We start from the raw sequence: 18,333 nt of genomic DNA, 5'->3' as shown, positions 1-18,333 counted from the left end.
AGGTGTAGGAAGTGTAGGAACTGTAGGAAGTGTAGGAAAGTCTGATTCGGAGCGGGTTTCAGGTACATCTGCGAGCGTAGGAAAGTGTAGGAAAGCATGAGCTGTAAAACTGTCGGAAGCGTAGGAAATGTAAAACTGTAGAAAAGCGTAGGAAAGTGTCTAGTCTTGAAATAGGTTTACAAAAAAGTAACAGGATTCAGGATTATGAAAACAAACTGTAAACAAATTTCAGGACAATACAAATTGAGTTTTACAAACAATTTCAGTAATATTGCACTTGCCGTTTAACGTTGTAGTATCAATTCAATATAAAACTTTTTATTATGCAACTTAAATCATTTGTTTGCAGTATTTTATTTATTTTAATTTTTCAATCTCCGAATCTTTGGGGACAAAATGAAAGGTTCAACGGATTGAATATGAATATGGGAAATCTGTATCGGCTTTCCGATGCCGAAACACGATCGATCAGTCCCGAAAACTTTACGGGAGAAAAAGGAAAGGGAGGGATGGCCATACCTGATCCGGATGCACCGAGAAATACGGCCAATGCTTCTTTGGCGGCACGAGATCTTGGGCAAGGATGGAAGGTGAATCCTTTTATCATTATTAAACCCGGTGAGACAATTACCTTGGCTGAAATTGACGGTCCGGGAGCTATTCAGCATATCTGGATGACACCTACCGGCAATTGGCGGTTTTCCATTGTCCGTATTTACTGGGACGGTGAGGATACGCCTTCGGTTGAAGTGCCGGTAGGCGATTTTTTCGGAATGGGATGGGGTGAATATGCTCATCTCAATTCGCTTGCCGTTTGCGTTAATCCCGGGAGTGCATTTAACTGTTACTGGCCGATGCCTTTTCGGAAGAAATGCCGGATTACGATGGAAAATATGTCACCTTTACCACCCCTTACAGCGGACTTGTGCAGGTAATACCCGCTGATCTGACGTATAAAGCAGGACAGCGTTTTGGGCTTTATCGGTGGCATATCATGGATCCCGTTCGTTTTAAGAAGGATTTGCGCATCACGATTCAGGACTTGGGCTGGCGCCATGGAGGACGATATTTACCCCAGAAATCCGATATATCTTCAACTTGTTTTTGGTATCAAAAAGAGCCTCATGCCAAATTTCCACAGCTTCCCGCCTGGCAATATCTGGAAGTAAATTAGTCTCATAAAAGTGCGATGAAGCGATCATTCGGGTAATTAAAAATAGGAAGTTTACGTTCATCAGGCGTCGAAAATAGGGGAAAGATGGTCAAATGTCATTCTAAAAAAAGCTTTTAAGGCTTACCTCCAGAATTAAACAAATGTGCAGTAGAGGACAATAAATAATACAACACAATGAAAATGAATTATGTAAATTTTATTTTACCGGTAGCGCTAGGGGGAATAATGCTTTTCTCCTGCACAGGTAAGGACAAAAAAACATCAGAAAATATGAAGAAAACGTATGAAAAAGGAACTTTCGGGTATGATTTGAATTATCTCTCGGAAAAAGACAGCTTGATTGTGCTCAAATCGGATGATGAAAAAGCGCAAATGATTGTTTCGGCAAAATATCAGGCTAAAGTATTTACTTCTACTGCAAACGGATTGGATGGAAGAAGTCTCGGTTTCGTCAACTACAAGGTATTCGATTCCGGCGTAATCGACGAACATATGAATGGTTACGGTGGTGAGAACCGACTTTGGTTAGGCCCTGAAGGGGGTAAATATTCTATTTTTTTCGAACCTGGCGTTGAACAAATTTACGATAATTGGCATACACCGAAACCATTTGATATCGAAACTTGGCAGATTGAACATGTTTCGCAAAAGGAGGCTATGTTTACCAAAGACATGGAACTGAAAAATTATCAAGGTAACCTACTGAAAGTGAATGTGGAAAGAAAAATATCGTTGCTTCCCGAGTCGGTTATTTCGCAGCTACTTGCCCTATCTTTACCGGAAGAAGTGGGTGTTGTTGCTTATACGACCGATAACAAAATTACCAATAAAAACGATTTTGAATGGACACCTGAAACCGGCACCGTTTGTATCTGGATGCTCGATATGTTTCACCCCTCGGATTCGGCCATAACCATTGTTCCTTATCATCAAGGAGACGTAACTAAGTTGGGTAAAATTGCCACAACCGATTATTTTGGAGAAATTCCTTCCGATCGCTTGAGAGATGAAGGCGGAATTCTTTATTTGAAAACGGATGGGAAATACCGCAGCAAGATAGGAATGAATGCAAAACGCACGAAAGGGATTGCCGGCAATTACGATCCTCTTTCAAGACGGCTGACAATTGTAACTTTCGATGTCGATCCTTCCGGCATTTATCTTAATCAGGAATGGAATCCGAAAAAAGATCCCTTGATCGGTGATGCCTTCAATGCATACAATGATGGTCCGTTGGATGATGGAAGCATTATGGGACCATTCCTTGAATTAGAAAGCTGCTCGCCTGCGGCTTTTCTGAGACCGGAAGAATCATTGTCACACAAACATACTATATTTCATTTTGTTGGCGATGAACCGGTTTTGTCACCTATTTGTGAAAAATTATTGGGAGTAGGCATCGATAAAGTAAAACACATATTTTGATAGAACATAAAGGATATGAATTCGAATAATCATTTAGAAAAGCATCGGTTGGTTCCCGAAGGGATCGTTTTCCCATTCATCCTTCTTACATCTCTCTTTTTTATATGGGCTGTACCCAATAATATGACGGATACTATGCTTGCAGCTTTCAAGCGCATCATGAGTCTTACCGATACGCAGACAGCTTGGATTCAGGTAGTGTGCTATTTACTCGGTTATGGCTGTTTTGCTCTTCCCGGGGCAATTTATATTAAAAAACACACGTATAAATCCGGGGTTTTATTAGGTTTAGGTCTCTGTATAACCGGTTCTCTTCTGTTTTATCCGGCAATGCTGACGATCGGCATCAGTAAATTTTTCTGTTTTACCATGTATCTTTTTGCCATTTTCGTATTGTTTGCCGGACTTTCTATTCTTGAAACATCCGCCAACTCGTACGTTTATGCATTGGGAGATCCTTTTACGGCGACGAGAAGATTGAATTTTTCTCAGTCCTTCAATCCTTTTGGTGCATTAACCGGAGTAATCGCCAGTCAGATATTTGTATTATCGCAACTGAATACGATGAGTGCAGCAGAAAGAGCAACGCTTAGCGAAACAGAACTGATTTCAATTCAGCATGCTGAACTTCGTGCCGTTACGATGGCATATTTGGTATTGGGACTGGTTATGCTGATTCTCTTTCTGGCTATATTTTTAACAAAAATGCCGAGGGCTCAAGACGAAGATAAAACATTGAATCTGAAAGCTACTTTCAATCGGTTAAAAAGAAATAAGAACTATGTTTGGGGAGTAATAGCGCAATTTTTTTACGTAGGCGCACAAATAGCAGTATGGTCGTTTATTATTCGTTATGTGATGCAGCAATTGAATTTCGATGCGATCATTGCCGGATTAGGAAATAATCCTTCTTCCGAGTCAATAATCGGCGCTTTACGCGGCATTGAACCTGTTGCCGGTGCTTTTTATGGTTTTTGTGACTGGATTGGGTTGGATGTCCTTTTACCTAGAACAGCAGAACAAGCGGGTGCAACATATTATATTCTATCGCTCATTCTTTTCGTGGCAGGCCGTTTCATATGTACCTGGTTGATGAAATACACCAAACCGGTTAACCTCCTTTCTGCTTTGGCGGTACTGGCAGTTATTTGTTCGATTACGACCATTTACGCTTCGAGTTTTGTGGGGGTCTATGCCCTGATGGGAATATCGGGATGCATGTCGCTTATGTTTCCCACCATTTACGGTATTGGCATGAGAGATTTGGGCGAAGATACCAAGATTGCCGGTTCAGGTATGGTGATGGCTATTGCGGGAGCTGCTCTTTTGACGCAAATCCAGGGTATTCTTTCCGATCAATCGGGGAGTATAAAATTTGCATACTGGGTTCCGGCTATTGCTTTTATCATTATTACGGTTTATAGTTTCACCATTGCCCGTGAAAAGGAAGCATATGTTTACAAGATACGCCGTAAAGAATCTCAATTGAAAAAATAAAATTAATGGATAAATTGGTACCAGGCATAGACTATGGTACAGATTCCTGTCGTGCCATAGTGATAGATGCCACGTCAGGTAAAGAAGTCCTAGGTTCAATTTAGAAGTGCCAATATCCGGGCTCGGCTTTTGAAAGGATGCTTCAAAATAATCCGTGAAAAACACCTTTGTGGTCTACCGAACGGACGGGAGAATGCAGATGCCGAAGAGAGTCAAACAGCAGCATAAACCAACTGGGAGGTCAAGGGGAAAATTAGGCTTCGGGTCACCTGAAATTGGGTTTTACAAACAATTTCAGTAATATGCACTTGCTGCATAACTCTATATCGGGTTAAAAACTACAGCAAAAAATCGATTATTTGTGCAAAATGTGTAATTTTGGAACAAACTAAATGAATAAAGACAAGATGCCAAAAAGAAACTTGCCGGTAGAGGGGTTATTCCCGCTTCAATTACCCGGAGAGCGATTGGACAAATCAATGGCATACTGACTGCTACTGTAAGGAATTTGAAGGGAACGCCGGGGAAAAGCGAAGAAGTTTTTTTGCTGATTTTTCGGTTGCTCTTTCAACAAAACTTTTATAACTTCTCTGCCCAAAAATAGACTTTTAAGGAATTGACTAAATAGCCTCAAACCATGCAAAAGGTACCATTAATTTTATTATTTCTCTTTACATTATTTTTCACAGAATCATGCGATAAAAAACACCAAAATGAAAAATATACTATAGGATTTTCTCAGTGTATGATGGATGACGTTTGGAGACAAGCGATGATGATAGAAATGAATATAGAAGCATCTAATTATGAGAATTTGGAAATAATTGTGCGAGATGCAGAAGAAAACAATCAAAAACAAATCGATCAAATAAAAGAATTGATACGAAAAAAAGTTGATGTATTAATAATTTCTCCAAACGAATCTGACGAGATAACACCCATTGCCGTCGAAGCTTATAAGGCAGGAATTCCTACAATTATTTTGGATAGGAAAATAAACTCCGATGAATATACTACATACATAGGAGGAGATAGTTATGAAATAGGGAAAATGGCGGGAACTTATGCAAGTTCTTTATTACCAAAAGAAGCAACTATACTCGAAGTTTGGGGTACTAAATCTACCTCTCCGGCTCAAGAACGTCACAAAGGATTTATGGATGGATTAGATAAAAATAAGAACTTTACTCTTTTGTCGATAGAAGGTAAATGGAGAAAAGAAATAGCTCATACGGAAGCAAGGAAATTTTTTAATTCGATAAATATAAATAATATAGATCTTGTCTATGCTCATAATGACGTAATGGCTTTAGGAGTAAGAGAGGCTATAATAGAAATAGATTCCACTCTTATATCGAATATTAAGATATTGGGTGTTGACGGAGCATTCGGGAAAGATGCCGGACTAGAGGCTGTCTCTGATGGAAGATTAGATGCTTCATTTTTATATCCCACAGGCGGAGATTTGGCAATCAGGATAGCTATGAAAATTTTAAAGGGGAAACCGGTTGATAAAAAATACATCTTAGATACAGCTTTAATCGACAAACATACAGCTAAAACTTTATTGCTTCAATCCAACCAACTGATTAATTATCAAAATAAGATTGAACAACAGCGTAAAAGCATGGAGGTTATTTTAAATAGGTTTAGCGGTCTACGGCATTCCTTATTTATCATTCTTGTTTTAATGAGTATCATTATTGCTTTTACCATTTATATCTTTTTTATCAACAAAAAAATTGAGAAAAGCAATGCTCAATTAAAACTGAAAAATGAAGAAACCGAAAAGCAAAAACATGAGCTTATTCAACTAAATGAAATGATACAAGAAGTAACAAATCAAAAAGTACGTTTTTTTATGAATATATCTCATGAAATAAGGACTCCTCTAACATTAATTGTAAGCCCCTTGGAAAAATGGATAAAAAACACCTCTAGCTCTCCTTTACATGATGATTTACTAAAAATGAAAAGAAACACAGACAGACTAATTTGTCTGATAAATCAGCTTCTTGATTTCAAGAAAATCGAAAGCAACACGAGCACCCTCGATACAAAAAATACCGACATAGTAGCTCTAACAACTTCGGCAAAAAACCTTTTCGACGATTTAGCTGAAAAGAAAAATATTACTTATTCGTTCACTTCAAATACTACATCTGAGTATGTGTTATTAGATCCGGATAAAATCGATAAAGTTCTGGTAAATCTTTTGTCGAATGCCTTTAAATTTACGAAAGAAGGGGGTGTTATTTCCATCAACCTAAGTAAAAATAACAATACGATATCTATTTCGATAACCGATAACGGATGCGGAATAGAAAAAGACAAACAGTCCCTGATTTTTGAACGTTTTTATACTACAAAAAATAACAACAATAAGGGAACAGGAATCGGATTGCACTTGGCTCAAGAATTTGTAAAAATGCATGGAGGGAAAATCACCGTGGAAAGTGTACCGGAAATGTCAACAACATTTACGGTGCAATTACCCATTGTTCAAGAAAATTATGCTGATATTGCCTCAAATAATATTTATGAAGTTGCCGACATAATTACGTCGAACTCGTCCTCTGTAGATGAAATTCTCAACAAAAAATATAATTATACTATACTGATTGTTGAAGATGATCCTGATATAATGGAATATCTTTCCTCTGAACTTTCTGATAATCTTAAAATTGTTACCGCGACCAACGGATCGGAAGCATTAAATATCCTCAACAAGAACGATGAGATTTCGCTCGTTCTTAGTGATGTACTGATGCCGGAAACAAATGGATTTACGCTGTGTAAAACAATAAAATCAACACCTGAATTATCCTATATACCTGTTATTTTATTAACAGCTTTAACTGAAGAAAATCAACGCATTTTTGGGATTGCAGAAGGGGCAGACGATTATATTCCAAAACCATTTAATATCGATTATGTAAAAATCAAAATTATTAAATTGCTCGAAAACCGAAAGCAATTGCAAAATAAATTCATGCAAGATATAAAAGTCGGCAAAATACCAATTGTTGATCCAACCATCGAAATAGAAACGGCCGATAAGATTTTCATACAAAAATTCGCATCGTTAATAGCCTCCAAATTTAACGATCCGGCTATATCTATTGAAAAAATAAGTAAAGAATTAGGAGTTTCTCGAGTACACCTCCAACGAAAAGTAAAAGAAATCACTGGTTTAAATCCAATAGATTATTTACGAATTTTTAGATTAGCAAAAGCAGTTGAATTATTAGAAAGTAGTCATTTTTCAATCAGTGAAGTTGCTTATGAAACAGGGTTTTCCTCACCTGCTTATTTTTCTAAATGTTTTAAAGACGCTTTCAATGTAACACCTTCTGAATATATCAAAGACAAGTAATAGGGATTCTTTTAATTTTGCAACATTTCTGTATCTTTATTGATATAGAAAAGATTTTTATTCTTGTATTTTACAAGATTTATCGCATTTGTTACTTTTTTTATCGTCTAGTTATCCTATTAAATATAATATCGCATTCGAAAATCTAAACCAATAAATATTTTAATATGGATAAAATTCAAAAAATTAAATGGTGCATAATTTTTTTTATGCTACTCGGTTTGGGGCAATTAATTTATGCTCAGCAACAAACTGTGATGATTAAAGGAATGATTGTGGATGAGAATAATGAACCTATTATCGGTGCAACAATTCTTGAAAAAGGTACCAATAACGGAACGATTTCGGATTATAATGGAAATTTTACATTAAATGTAAATCCCGGAAGCACAGTTCAAATTAGTTATGTAGGCTATGATAATCTTGAATTTAAGGCAAATAGTATTCCTGAAATAATCATAATGAAAGAAAGTTCGCTGGCGTTATCTGAAGTTGTTGTTACAGGTTATACAACACAAAGGAAAGCCGATTTGACGGGTGCAGTTGCAGTAGTCAAAGTTGATCAATTAAAGTCGAGTCCAACAGGAAATTCGATGAGGGCGCTTCAAGGAAAAGTTCCGGGTATGCGAATTAATCTCTCGGGTTCTCCTGATCCCTGGAGTACAGTTAGGATACGCGGAGAGGGAACCCTAAACAATAATGATCCATTATACATTATTGATGGTACACCTACAACGCGGTCTATGTCCGAATTGGCTTCTATGGATATCGAATCGATTCAAGTATTAAAAGATGCTTCATCCGCTTCGATATATGGCGCGCGGGCTGCAAACGGTGTTATTATCATTACCACTCGGAAAGGTAAAAGAGGGAAATTGACGGTAGATTTCAATACTTCCCATACGTTAGTCAGCAGCGCAAAGCCCTATGACCTGATGAATACAAAACAACGCGGCATCGCACAATTCTGGGCAATTGTTAACGATAATCCGAATGCAGATCCTAACGAAGTCGGGATTGCTCAATTATATCAATACAAATATCATAAAGATGAAGAGGGGTACTTTGTTTTGGATGACGTCAGCTGGCGCGAATGGCTTGATCCGGAAACGAAAACGATGAGATCAGCCGATACGGATTGGCAAAAAGAAGTATTGAGAACAGGTTATATTCAGCAATATAACGTTACACTTTCTTCAGGATCTGATAGAGGAAATGCTCTTTTTGCTCTTGATTATTATGATAATAAAGGAACGGTCAAGGAGGATTTATTCAGACGGATAAATGCACGGATTAATTCGGACTATTCTTGGTTGGACAATCGAGTTAAAATCGGAGAAAACTTTACAGTATCTCAGTGGAGAAGCATGCCGAATATCGGAGACGGTATATTGGGCGCATGTAGATCAATCATGTCCATAGTTCCTGTACATACAGAAGATGGGGGATGGGGAGGACCCATAGGAGGCATGAGTGACCGTCAGAATCCGGTTCGTTTGATCGAAGATAATCGCCAAAATCATGACGATCATTTACGATTGTTTGGTAATGCTTTCTTAAATATCAAATTGATGAAAGGCCTTACATTTAATTCCAATTTCGGATTGGATTTGGTAGGCTATTGGCGAAGAAACATGGATTTAAGGTATAAATCGGGATTTTTAAGCGAGGATAAAAATAAGGTTACAAATTGGGCAAATTATACTTTTAGTTGGAATAACAGCAACGTTCTGCAATATGTATTTAACATAGGGAAAAACAATTTTGATATAATGGGAGGTCAAGAAACCATTTCAAATGATTATAATGATATCTGGGCAAGCAGAAGAATCTTTGCATTAGAAACAACCGACTATATGTATCTGAATGCAGGTGAACAAGAAAAAGACAACGGTGGAGGTGCTGCCATGAACAGGATGATTTCATGGTTCGGAAAAATGAATTACAATTACGACAACCGATACTTGGCCTCTTTTACTTTACGCCGCGATGCTTCATCCGTATTCGGCGAAAATAAACGATGGGCAACCTTTCCGGCTTTCTCTGTAGGATGGGTTTTAAGCAGCGAAAAGTTCTTGGAAAAATTTTTATCAGGTTTTTCACAGCTTAAACTTCGATATGGTTGGGGACAAAACGGCAACTCTCAAATTGATAATTATGCACATTTTCAGATGTACGAATATCTCTATGACAGCAATAATGTTTGGGACTGGAACTGGGGAACGGCTTACGACATCACCGGTCAAGCAGGAACTTTACCGGCTGGTTTCAGACGTATTCAAAGGGGGAATCCGAATTTGAAATGGGAAAGTACTTCGCAACACAATTTCGGATTAGATTTTGTAATTCTTGATTCAAGACTTACCGGTTCATTTGATTATTATTTAAAATATACGCGAGATATTTTAATGAAACCCGGTTATGTTGCAACATTAGGCGAAGGTGCAGGGATGTGGTTAAACGGAGCAGATGTCGACAATAAAGGTTTTGAAATCAATCTCGATTATAATCAAAAGATTAAAGATGTACATTTCAATATAGGCGGGATCCTGTCGCATAACCAAAATACGATTGTAAAAGTTCCCGAACAAGTAATAAACAACTTTCCCGGAAATGGCATGGAAGATAATATACTGGGTCGTTCAAGATACTCATTATATGGGTATGTCGCCGATGGTCTTTTTCAATCGCAGGAAGAAGTTGATCAACATGCTACACAAATTGGAGCAGCACCAGGCCGAATCCGTTATAAAGATTTAAATGGGGACAAGACAATAGACAGCAAAGATCGCACATGGATAGGCGATGAAAATCCCGATTTCGAATTCGGCGTAACAATGGGTCTTGAATGGAATAATTTTGACTTCAGCTTATTTCTCAACGGTATTTTAGGTAAAGACCTAAACGTTTCCGGATGGAAAAGTTGGACCGATTTTTATTTCTTGGGCACGGTTGGCGAAAATTATGGAACAAGGCTTTTGAATGCCTGGACCCCGAAAAACAACAAATCTACAATACCCGCTCTTTCCGTTAACAACTATAATGACGAGGGCCGTTTTTCAACCTACTTTGTGGAAAGTGGATCTTTCATGAAAATTAAAAATATGGAATTAGGATATACACTGCCCGGTAATCTGACAAATTTGTTAAAAATTCAACACAGCAGAATATTTCTGAGAGCGGATAATGTTTTAACGATAAAGAAAACCCGGGGTGATGATGCTTATACCGGTCTTGATCCCGAAACACCCGGGAACACCTATCCCTTACCCTTTTCAATGACAATGGGCTTAAACATAACTTTCTGATAATTAAAAAAAAGAATAAATATGAAAATAAAAATAATAAAACTCACTCTTGGTCTTGCTTTAATTTTCTTCTTTTCTTGTGAATCCATGCTCGACCAAAATCCTCAAGGAATAGTAGCATCGGACGAGTTAAATGCTCCTGACAAAGTCGAGCAAATGATAATCGCCGCATATTCGTTCTGCGGACAAAATAATTTCAATAAACAAATGGGAATGCCTTATGCCGAAGGTTCGTGCAGAGGAGGAGAAGCTTACAAGGGAGGAGCAGGAACAAATGATCTTGCAGAACAAAATTTATGGGAAACATTTACCTATATGGAACCCACAACAACCGGCGAGCTTGATAATCTGTGGTGGGTTCATTATGTGGCGGTTGGAAGAGTTCACGATGCATTAAGAAGGGTACAGAATTTAAGTGAAGAAGAATTTCCCCTGAAAAAACAACGGATTGCCGAATTACGTTTTTTGCGCGGACATATCTATATGTATATGAAATTGTGCTTCAATTATTTTCCTTATATCGATGAAAATACTCCTGAAGAAGAATATGACAAAATAAGCAATGATGAATTGAGCAATGAAGAACTGTGGCAAAAACTCATAGACGATTTCAGATATGGTGTTGAAAATCTTCCTGAAAAACAAGAGGAAGTGGGACGTCCTACCAAATATGCTGCAGAAGCTTATCTAGCCAAAGCTTTACTTTTTTCGGCTTATGAACAGGATGAGAATCACAATGTAATAAACATCAATAAGGAAAAACTTACAGAGGTGGCGAATTTATGTAAAGACATTATCGATTATTCGGGCAAAAGTTTATTCCCCGATTTCGCACAAAACTTCCTTTGTGAATATGAAAATGGGCAGGAATCCGTTTGGGCAATACAATATTCGGCCAATAATGATGGTTCACCCACAGGGCGTCTCAATTCATGGCTTGTTTGCCCAATGAATCCGGAATATGGTTGTTGCGGTTTTTTGCAACCCTCGACCAATATGATGAATCGTTACAAAACGGTTAACGGTGTACCCGATTTTGATAACTTCAATTCCGGAATCAGGCTCGACAATAAGGATGCAATTGTTGCAACTCCAAGTGACCCACGTTTATTGCATACCGCGTGTGTTCCCGGCTTACCTTGGAAATATGATCCCGATTTCATAATGGAAAAAAGCTGGGTACGTCAGCCGGAAGTTTACGGATATACGATGAGCCAAAAATTAATCGTTTTGCCGGATTGTCCATGTTTCAGGAAAACTAATCCTTTTATGGGTGCCGCCTTAAATTGGGATGTGCTGCGATTGGATGAAGTGATGTTATGGAGGGCTGAAGCATTGATCCAACTTGGAACAGGTTTGGATGAGGCATTGACTCTAATCAATAAAATACGTGAACGAGCCGCTAACAGTACGGGAAGATTGAAATTTTCAGATGGCTCTCCTACCGGTAATTTCAGTGTAGAACCTTACAAACCGGGAATAAATTGTCCTGCGTGGAATAAAGATTTCGCATTCAAAGCTTTACAATGGGAGCGTCATTTAGAATTTTCCACGGAAGGCAAATGGTTTTTCGACTTGGTAAGATGGGGACTTGCCGAAGAATTCATGAACGAATATTTTGAAGTCGAAAAAACACGCTATACCTATTTGAAGGATGCAAAATTCACGAAAGGACGAGACGAATACTTTCCGATTCCACAACAACAAATCAGCTACGTAAAAGGGATCTATAAACAAAATCCGGGATATTGATTTTCAGTATCGAACTTGGAAATTTTCAAGTATCTTTAATCGAAATTTGTGTATGCCGGCAGCATTTAACTTTAGTTCGAAGGCTCGAATGTTGCCGGCCATACAAAATAAACAGGGAATTGTGCATATCTTTAATTATTTAATTACGAAGACACTCATGAAATACCGTTTTGCTATCGTTTTAACTATATTATTTTCATCGAAAGTACTTGGTCAACGAATTGAAAAAGAATTTCTCATTGAAAACAAGTACCTCAATATTCCCATCGAGATGAAGCAAGAAAGACAGAGAGTTCAATTCGTATTAGGGGAAGATACATTGACGTACGGAGAAATCCGTATAGCAGATGATAAGATTGACTACTGGGTTTTTGCGGATTTATCCAAATGGACAGGTGAGAAATTGAAATTGACATTCAGTGATCAAGTCAAAGGTATTGATCAGATTTATCAATCCAATAAAATTGAGGGGGAAGACAGTCTATACAGGGAAACAAATCGTCCTCAGTTTCACTTTACAACCCGAAGAGGATGGAACAATGATCCTAACGGCTTGCTCTATCTTGATGGGGAGTATCATTTGTTTTACCAACACAACCCTTACGAAACCCAATGGGGTAATATGCACTGGGGACATGCCGTAAGCAAAGACCTTTTACACTGGGAAGAGTTGAATCCTGCTCTTTATCCTGATAAGATGGGAACAATGTTTTCAGGTTCTGCTGTTATCGATGAGAAAAATACGGGAGGATGGGGAAAGAACACCATGGTTGCATTTTATACGGCAGCAGGGAAAAATATGACGCAAAATCTTGCTTATAGTACTGACAAAGGACGGACTTTCAGTAAATATGCCGGCAATCCCATTCTCGGCCCTGACAGGGACCCAAAAGTATTTTGGCATAAATCATCCGGCGTTTGGGTAATGGTATTGTATGAAGATAATTATTTTGCCATATACAACTCGAAAGATTTAAAAAAATGGGAATATAAAAGCAAAATAAAGGGTTTTTTTGAATGTCCCGAACTGTTTGAATTGCCTGTTGATGGAAACGAAAACAATAAAAAATGGGTAATGTATGGGGCATCGGGAACTTATATGACGGGTGATTTTGATGGTGAAGTTTTCACTCCCGAACAAGGCAAATATTTTTATTCATGGGGTAGCCAATACGCAGCTCAAACATTTAACAACCTTCCTGATGAAAGAAGAATTCAAATGAGTTGGGGACGTATTGAACAACCCGGGATGCCATTTAATCAGATGATGTTATTTCCAACCGAATTGACACTCAGAACCACCAGGGAAGGTATAAGATTGTTTTGTGAACCCATAAGTGAAATAGCGAAACTACACGATAAAAGGTATACGTGGAAAGATCTTACTTGTGAAGAAGCCAATAAAAAATTAAAAGGAATTGATAATGAGCTGCTTCATGTAATAATGGATGTGGAAATAGAGCACGGTTTGGATCTGAAAATTCTCTTTAAAGGGAATCCCGTCATACACTACGATGGAAATTTTAATCGCTTTAATGGAGCTCCGTATACTTGCATTTATCCCGGAATTTTTCGCTTCAACATCGAGCTGCTTATTGACAAAACATCGATTGAATGTTATATCGACAAGGGAAAACTTTTCATATCGGAAGCATTAAATAAATCAACAAAAAATGACGGACTTCAACTGGAAGGAGACATTAAGATTCATTCCCTGGAAGCATATGAAATGAAATCTATTTGGGAATAATAAAATTGACAGACATATTGTTTTGAAAAATTAAATCGGTAATAAGCATTAAGAATATGAAAGTATATTATTTTTTTCTGATTTTCATCGCATTCCTATTTTCAGGATGCAAAAACAGTCGGCCAAAAGAAGAGGGGGATATGCCTTTTCAAGAGAAACACCGTCCGCAGGTACATTTTTCACCTGCGAAAAATTGGATGAACGATCCAAACGGATTGGTTTATCACAATGGGGAATATCATCTTTTTTATCAACATTATCCCGAGAAACCTTTTTGGGGTCCTATGCATTGGGGACATGCCGTAAGCAGGGATCTTGTGCATTGGGAACATTTGCCTATAGCTCTTTATCCCGACAGTTTGGGATACATTTTTTCGGGGAGTGCCGTGGTTGACTTAAGGAATACATCAGGTTTTGGGAGTGAGTACAATCCTCCGCTCATCGCTTTTTTTACGTATCACGATCCTGTTGCCGCCGAAGAAGGACGCAGAAACGAAACCCAATCGCAAGCCATTGCTTACAGCACGGATAATGGTCGTTCATGGACAAAATACGTGCATAATCCGGTGATAAAAAATCCGGGAATCCCCGATTTTCGCGATCCGAAAGTGATATGGCATGAAGAAACCCAAAAATGGGTTATGAGTATCGCTGCCGGCCAAGTCATTCAATTTTATACTTCACCGAACTGCATCGATTGGACTTACAGCGGCGAATTCGGAGAAGGGAAAGGCTCTCATGAAGGTGTGTGGGAATGTCCCGATCTTTTTCTTTTAAAGGTAAGGAATACGGATGAAACGAAATGGGTATTGATCGTGAACGTTAATCCGGGTGCTCCTGCAGGAGGTTCCGGCACGCAATATTTCGTAGGCGAATTCGACGGGCGATGTTTCGAAACCGATCAGGAGGTGACATTATGGATGGACTATGGAAAAGACAATTATGCCGGCGTGACATGGAACAATGCTTCCGACGATAGGAGAATTTTGATCGGATGGATGAATAATTGGCAGTATGCCAATGAAGTTCCCACTGAAGGGTGGAGAGGTGCGGCGACTTTTCCGCGCGAATTGGGCCTTGAAAAAGAGGGGAACCGATATTTGCTGACATCTGATCCTGTACAGGAAATTGAAAAATTATATGGGAAGAAAGTGAATTTAAAAAAAATGATGATTTCGGGCACACAATCTATTTCGGACAAGATTCCTTTTGCAAAAGCTCCAATGGAAATCACGTTAACTTTTAATTTGGCAAATAAGACAAAAATGGGTTTTCCGAATAAATACGGCATCACCCTAAAAAATTCCAAAGGGGAATATTACACTGTTGGATATGACAACATCGACAGGTGTTTTTATGCAGACAGAACCCGTGCGACAGGCGAAAATTTTTCTTCTTCATTTCCTTCCCTGCATTTTGCTCCGTATATTGTTCGTGAGCCCGAGATAACCTGGCGCATGATTATCGATGTTTCCTCGGTAGAGCTGTTTGCGGCTGATGGCAAAGCAGTTATTACCGATTTGGTGTTTCCTTCGGATATTTTTGACGAGATCGAATTGTTTGCCGAAAACGGACGTATAGAAATGATTGGGGGTACCGTCAATGAATTAAATTCGATTTGGAATAAATAAATGAATAATATGAATAAAAAACCTGTTATTATCGGTATTGGCGAACTGCTTTGGGATATCTTGCCTTCCGGCAAAAAAGCGGGAGGAGCTCCCATCAATTTTGTATATCATGCTTCCCAAGTTGGCGCCGAAAGCTATGCCATTACGGCCGTCGGGAATGATCCGTTGGGCGACGAAATTCTGAAAGAAGTCGGTCAGGCAGGCATAAATGCCATTGCAGAACGTGTTGATTACCCAACCGGCAGAGTTCTGGTGGAGCTTAAGGATGGTATTCCGTCTTATACCATTATCGAAAATGTGGCATGGGATCATATACCATTAACGGAACCGATGAAAGAAATTGCCGGCAAAGCCGATGCCGTGTGTTTCGGAACGCTTGCCCAACGTTCTGAAGAATCGCGAAATACCATTCAAACATTTCTTTCGCTTACGCCGCCTCATGCATTTCGGATTTTCGATATCAATATACGTCAACATTATTATTCCGAAGAAATAATAGCTTCTTCACTCGAAAAAAGCAATGTTTTGAAAATGAACGAAGAAGAGCTGAAACTGTTGAAACGGCTTTTTTCTCTTGATCATTTGTCGGATGAAAATGCTTGCCGTTGGTTCGTGGAACAATTCAATTTGAAATTCCTGATATTGACCGCGGGAGACGAGTATAGCCTTATTTTGGCTCCGGAAGATTCCTCCTTTATAAAAACCCCGAAAGTGGAAGTCGTGGATACGGTTGGAGCAGGCGATGCTTTCACCGGTGTTTTCATTACTGCCATTCTTCACGGAAAATCCATGCATGAAGCGCACCAACTAGCGGCGGACAGATCGGCTTTCGTTTGCACCCGACCCGGTGCATGGGTTACACGATAAAATAAACTTTTAATGAATCATAAAAATGAAAAATAAACATTCGCTTTCTCAACTTATCCCGGTGATGCTGGCTTTTTTTTCAATGGGTTTTGTAGATCTTGTAGGAATCGCCACGAATTATGTTAAGAATGATTTTGGATTAAACGACACGTTGGCAAACTTAATGCCATTTATGGTGTTTTTGTGGTTTCTCGTATTTTCTGTTCCAACAGGGATACTGATGAACAAGATAGGACGTCGCAAAACGGTTATCCTCAGTCTTATCGTAACGATTGTTGCGTTAATGGTTCCATTAGTAAGTTACAGTTTTTTCGTCATGCTCATCGCTTTTTCATTATTGGGAATTGGCAACACGCTCATGCAGGTTTCCCTGAATCCTTTGGTATCAAATATAGTTAGCGGAAATAAATTGGCAAGTACCCTTACCTTCGGCCAATTTGTAAAGGCAATTGCATCCTTTTTAGCTCCGATTATTGCCGGATGGGCAGCTATTCGTTTTGGTGACTGGAAAATATTGTATCCTATTTTTTCAATTATTGCTATTGTTGCTGCCCTGACGTTGTCTTTTACAAAAATTGCCGAAAAACCGGTAGAGCACCGGTCAACATTTGGAGACTGTTTTGCTCTATTGAAAGATCCGTACATCCTGATGTTGTTTCTGGGAATAATGGTACATGTGGGAATTGATGTGGGAATAAATACGACTGCCCCGAAATTGCTTATTGAAAGGGTTAACATGCCGTTGTCTCAAGCAGGTTATGCAACCAGCATTTATTTTTTGTTGCGTACAATCGGGGCGTTGAGTGGGTCTTTTATCCTCGCGCACTATTCCGCAAGAAAATTTTTCCATATCAGTGTTGCTCTTATAGTTATAGCGGTAATTGGCCTTTATTTTGGTTATTCTTCCGCTGCTATTTTCCTTTTTGTAGCCCTGATAGGTTACGGGAATTCGAATATATTTTCCATCATGTTTTCGCAGGCATTACTACACTTGCCGGAGAGGAATAACGAAATATCCGGTTTGATGATAATGGGGTTGGCAGGTGGAGCGGTTTTTCCTCTACTCATGGGCGTGGCATCGGATGTTTTGAACAGTCAAACCGGAGCAGTTATTATTCTTACTGTCTGTGTGTCTTACCTTGTTTTTTTGTCTCCCAAGCTTAAAAAAGATACTCCTTAATCTGCTTTACGACATGTGATTGAGAATGATCATTTGGTGACAGGCCTATATAATTGCTCCTTTAAATTTATTAATATAAACCGTGAAAGGATTTTGCAGGCATAATAAACTGGGTAGGATTTGCAGGATTTATGGCGAATCAGGATACTCGGGATACTTGGGATATTTAGGATGCAGAAATTTCGGTATACGGGGTGGGAAAGGTGTGGAAATTGTATAATTTGTAGGAAATAAAGATGCGTAAAGTTGATATTCCGGTGATATCCACCCAGTGATTCCGGTGATACCCACCCACTGGCTGAACTATCAATTTGGCAAAGTTATCTTTTTTTTCTTAAACTATCTCCTTTTAATTCGATTCTATGTGAAGGAA

General features: G+C 38.7%; 9 protein-coding genes and 1 pseudogene. All 10 read left to right on the top strand.

Annotated features, from left to right (window positions below; all coding sequences use genetic code 11):
* Positions 1 to 323: 323 nt before the first annotated feature.
* The 10 genes and pseudogenes from OLM34_RS00950 to OLM34_RS00905 all read left to right on the top strand — a co-directional run bounded on the left by OLM34_RS00950 (position 324) and on the right by OLM34_RS00905 (position 17,960).
* Positions 324 to 1,174: pseudogene (locus OLM34_RS00950) on the top strand (DUF2961 domain-containing protein).
* A 270-nt stretch (positions 1,175 to 1,444) separates the two neighbouring features.
* A complete protein-coding gene (locus tag OLM34_RS00945) occupies positions 1,445 to 2,599 on the top strand; it encodes a DUF6786 family protein (protein ID WP_264404591.1) in 1,155 nt (384 codons plus the stop codon).
* Positions 2,600 to 2,614: 15 nt separating this feature from the next.
* Complete coding sequence (gene fucP / locus OLM34_RS00940; RefSeq protein WP_264404589.1) at positions 2,615 to 4,096, top strand: L-fucose:H+ symporter permease; 1,482 nt, start codon at positions 2,615 to 2,617, stop codon at positions 4,094 to 4,096.
* Between the two features lie 637 nt (positions 4,097 to 4,733).
* Positions 4,734 to 7,472 (top strand): substrate-binding domain-containing protein, encoded by a 2,739-nt coding sequence (locus OLM34_RS00935; RefSeq protein WP_264404588.1) that lies wholly within the window; start codon positions 4,734 to 4,736, stop codon positions 7,470 to 7,472.
* Between the two features lie 167 nt (positions 7,473 to 7,639).
* A complete protein-coding gene (locus OLM34_RS00930) occupies positions 7,640 to 10,780 on the top strand; it encodes a SusC/RagA family TonB-linked outer membrane protein (RefSeq protein ID WP_264404586.1) in 3,141 nt (1,046 codons plus the stop codon).
* A gap of 21 nt (positions 10,781 to 10,801) precedes the next feature.
* Complete coding sequence (locus OLM34_RS00925) at positions 10,802 to 12,532, top strand: RagB/SusD family nutrient uptake outer membrane protein (RefSeq protein WP_264404585.1); 1,731 nt, start codon at positions 10,802 to 10,804, stop codon at positions 12,530 to 12,532.
* Between the two features lie 157 nt (positions 12,533 to 12,689).
* On the top strand, positions 12,690 to 14,282 hold the full coding sequence (locus OLM34_RS00920; protein WP_413777176.1) for a DUF4980 domain-containing protein: 1,593 nt from the start codon (positions 12,690 to 12,692) through the stop codon (positions 14,280 to 14,282).
* A gap of 56 nt (positions 14,283 to 14,338) precedes the next feature.
* Positions 14,339 to 15,913 carry a glycoside hydrolase family 32 protein gene (locus OLM34_RS00915; RefSeq protein ID WP_264404582.1) on the top strand — a complete coding sequence of 525 codons (1,575 nt, stop codon included), beginning with the start codon at positions 14,339 to 14,341 and terminating at the stop codon, positions 15,911 to 15,913.
* Between the two features lie 9 nt (positions 15,914 to 15,922).
* The gene (locus OLM34_RS00910) at positions 15,923 to 16,780 is read left to right on the top strand and encodes a carbohydrate kinase family protein (protein WP_264404581.1); all 858 of its coding nucleotides are present in this window, start codon (positions 15,923 to 15,925) and stop codon (positions 16,778 to 16,780) included.
* A 25-nt stretch (positions 16,781 to 16,805) separates the two neighbouring features.
* Positions 16,806 to 17,960 (top strand): MFS transporter, encoded by a 1,155-nt coding sequence (locus OLM34_RS00905; RefSeq protein WP_264404580.1) that lies wholly within the window; start codon positions 16,806 to 16,808, stop codon positions 17,958 to 17,960.
* Positions 17,961 to 18,333 lie beyond the last annotated feature (373 nt).

The organism is Anaerorudis cellulosivorans, from assembly GCF_025943985.1.
GTDB lineage: Bacteria > Bacteroidota > Bacteroidia > Bacteroidales > Dysgonomonadaceae > Anaerorudis > Anaerorudis cellulosivorans.
This window is presented reverse-complemented; position numbering and strand designations above follow the sequence as displayed.

Coding starts and splice junctions, on each gene's coding strand:
- OLM34_RS00945 (WP_264404591.1), top strand. CDS start 1,445: ATGAAGAAAACGTATGAAAAAGGAACTTTCGGGTATGATTTGAATTAT.
- fucP (WP_264404589.1), top strand. CDS start 2,615: ATGAATTCGAATAATCATTTAGAAAAGCATCGGTTGGTTCCCGAAGGG.
- OLM34_RS00935 (WP_264404588.1), top strand. CDS start 4,734: ATGCAAAAGGTACCATTAATTTTATTATTTCTCTTTACATTATTTTTC.
- OLM34_RS00930 (WP_264404586.1), top strand. CDS start 7,640: ATGGATAAAATTCAAAAAATTAAATGGTGCATAATTTTTTTTATGCTA.
- OLM34_RS00925 (WP_264404585.1), top strand. CDS start 10,802: ATGAAAATAAAAATAATAAAACTCACTCTTGGTCTTGCTTTAATTTTC.
- OLM34_RS00920 (WP_413777176.1), top strand. CDS start 12,690: ATGAAATACCGTTTTGCTATCGTTTTAACTATATTATTTTCATCGAAA.
- OLM34_RS00915 (WP_264404582.1), top strand. CDS start 14,339: ATGAAAGTATATTATTTTTTTCTGATTTTCATCGCATTCCTATTTTCA.
- OLM34_RS00910 (WP_264404581.1), top strand. CDS start 15,923: ATGAATAAAAAACCTGTTATTATCGGTATTGGCGAACTGCTTTGGGAT.
- OLM34_RS00905 (WP_264404580.1), top strand. CDS start 16,806: ATGAAAAATAAACATTCGCTTTCTCAACTTATCCCGGTGATGCTGGCT.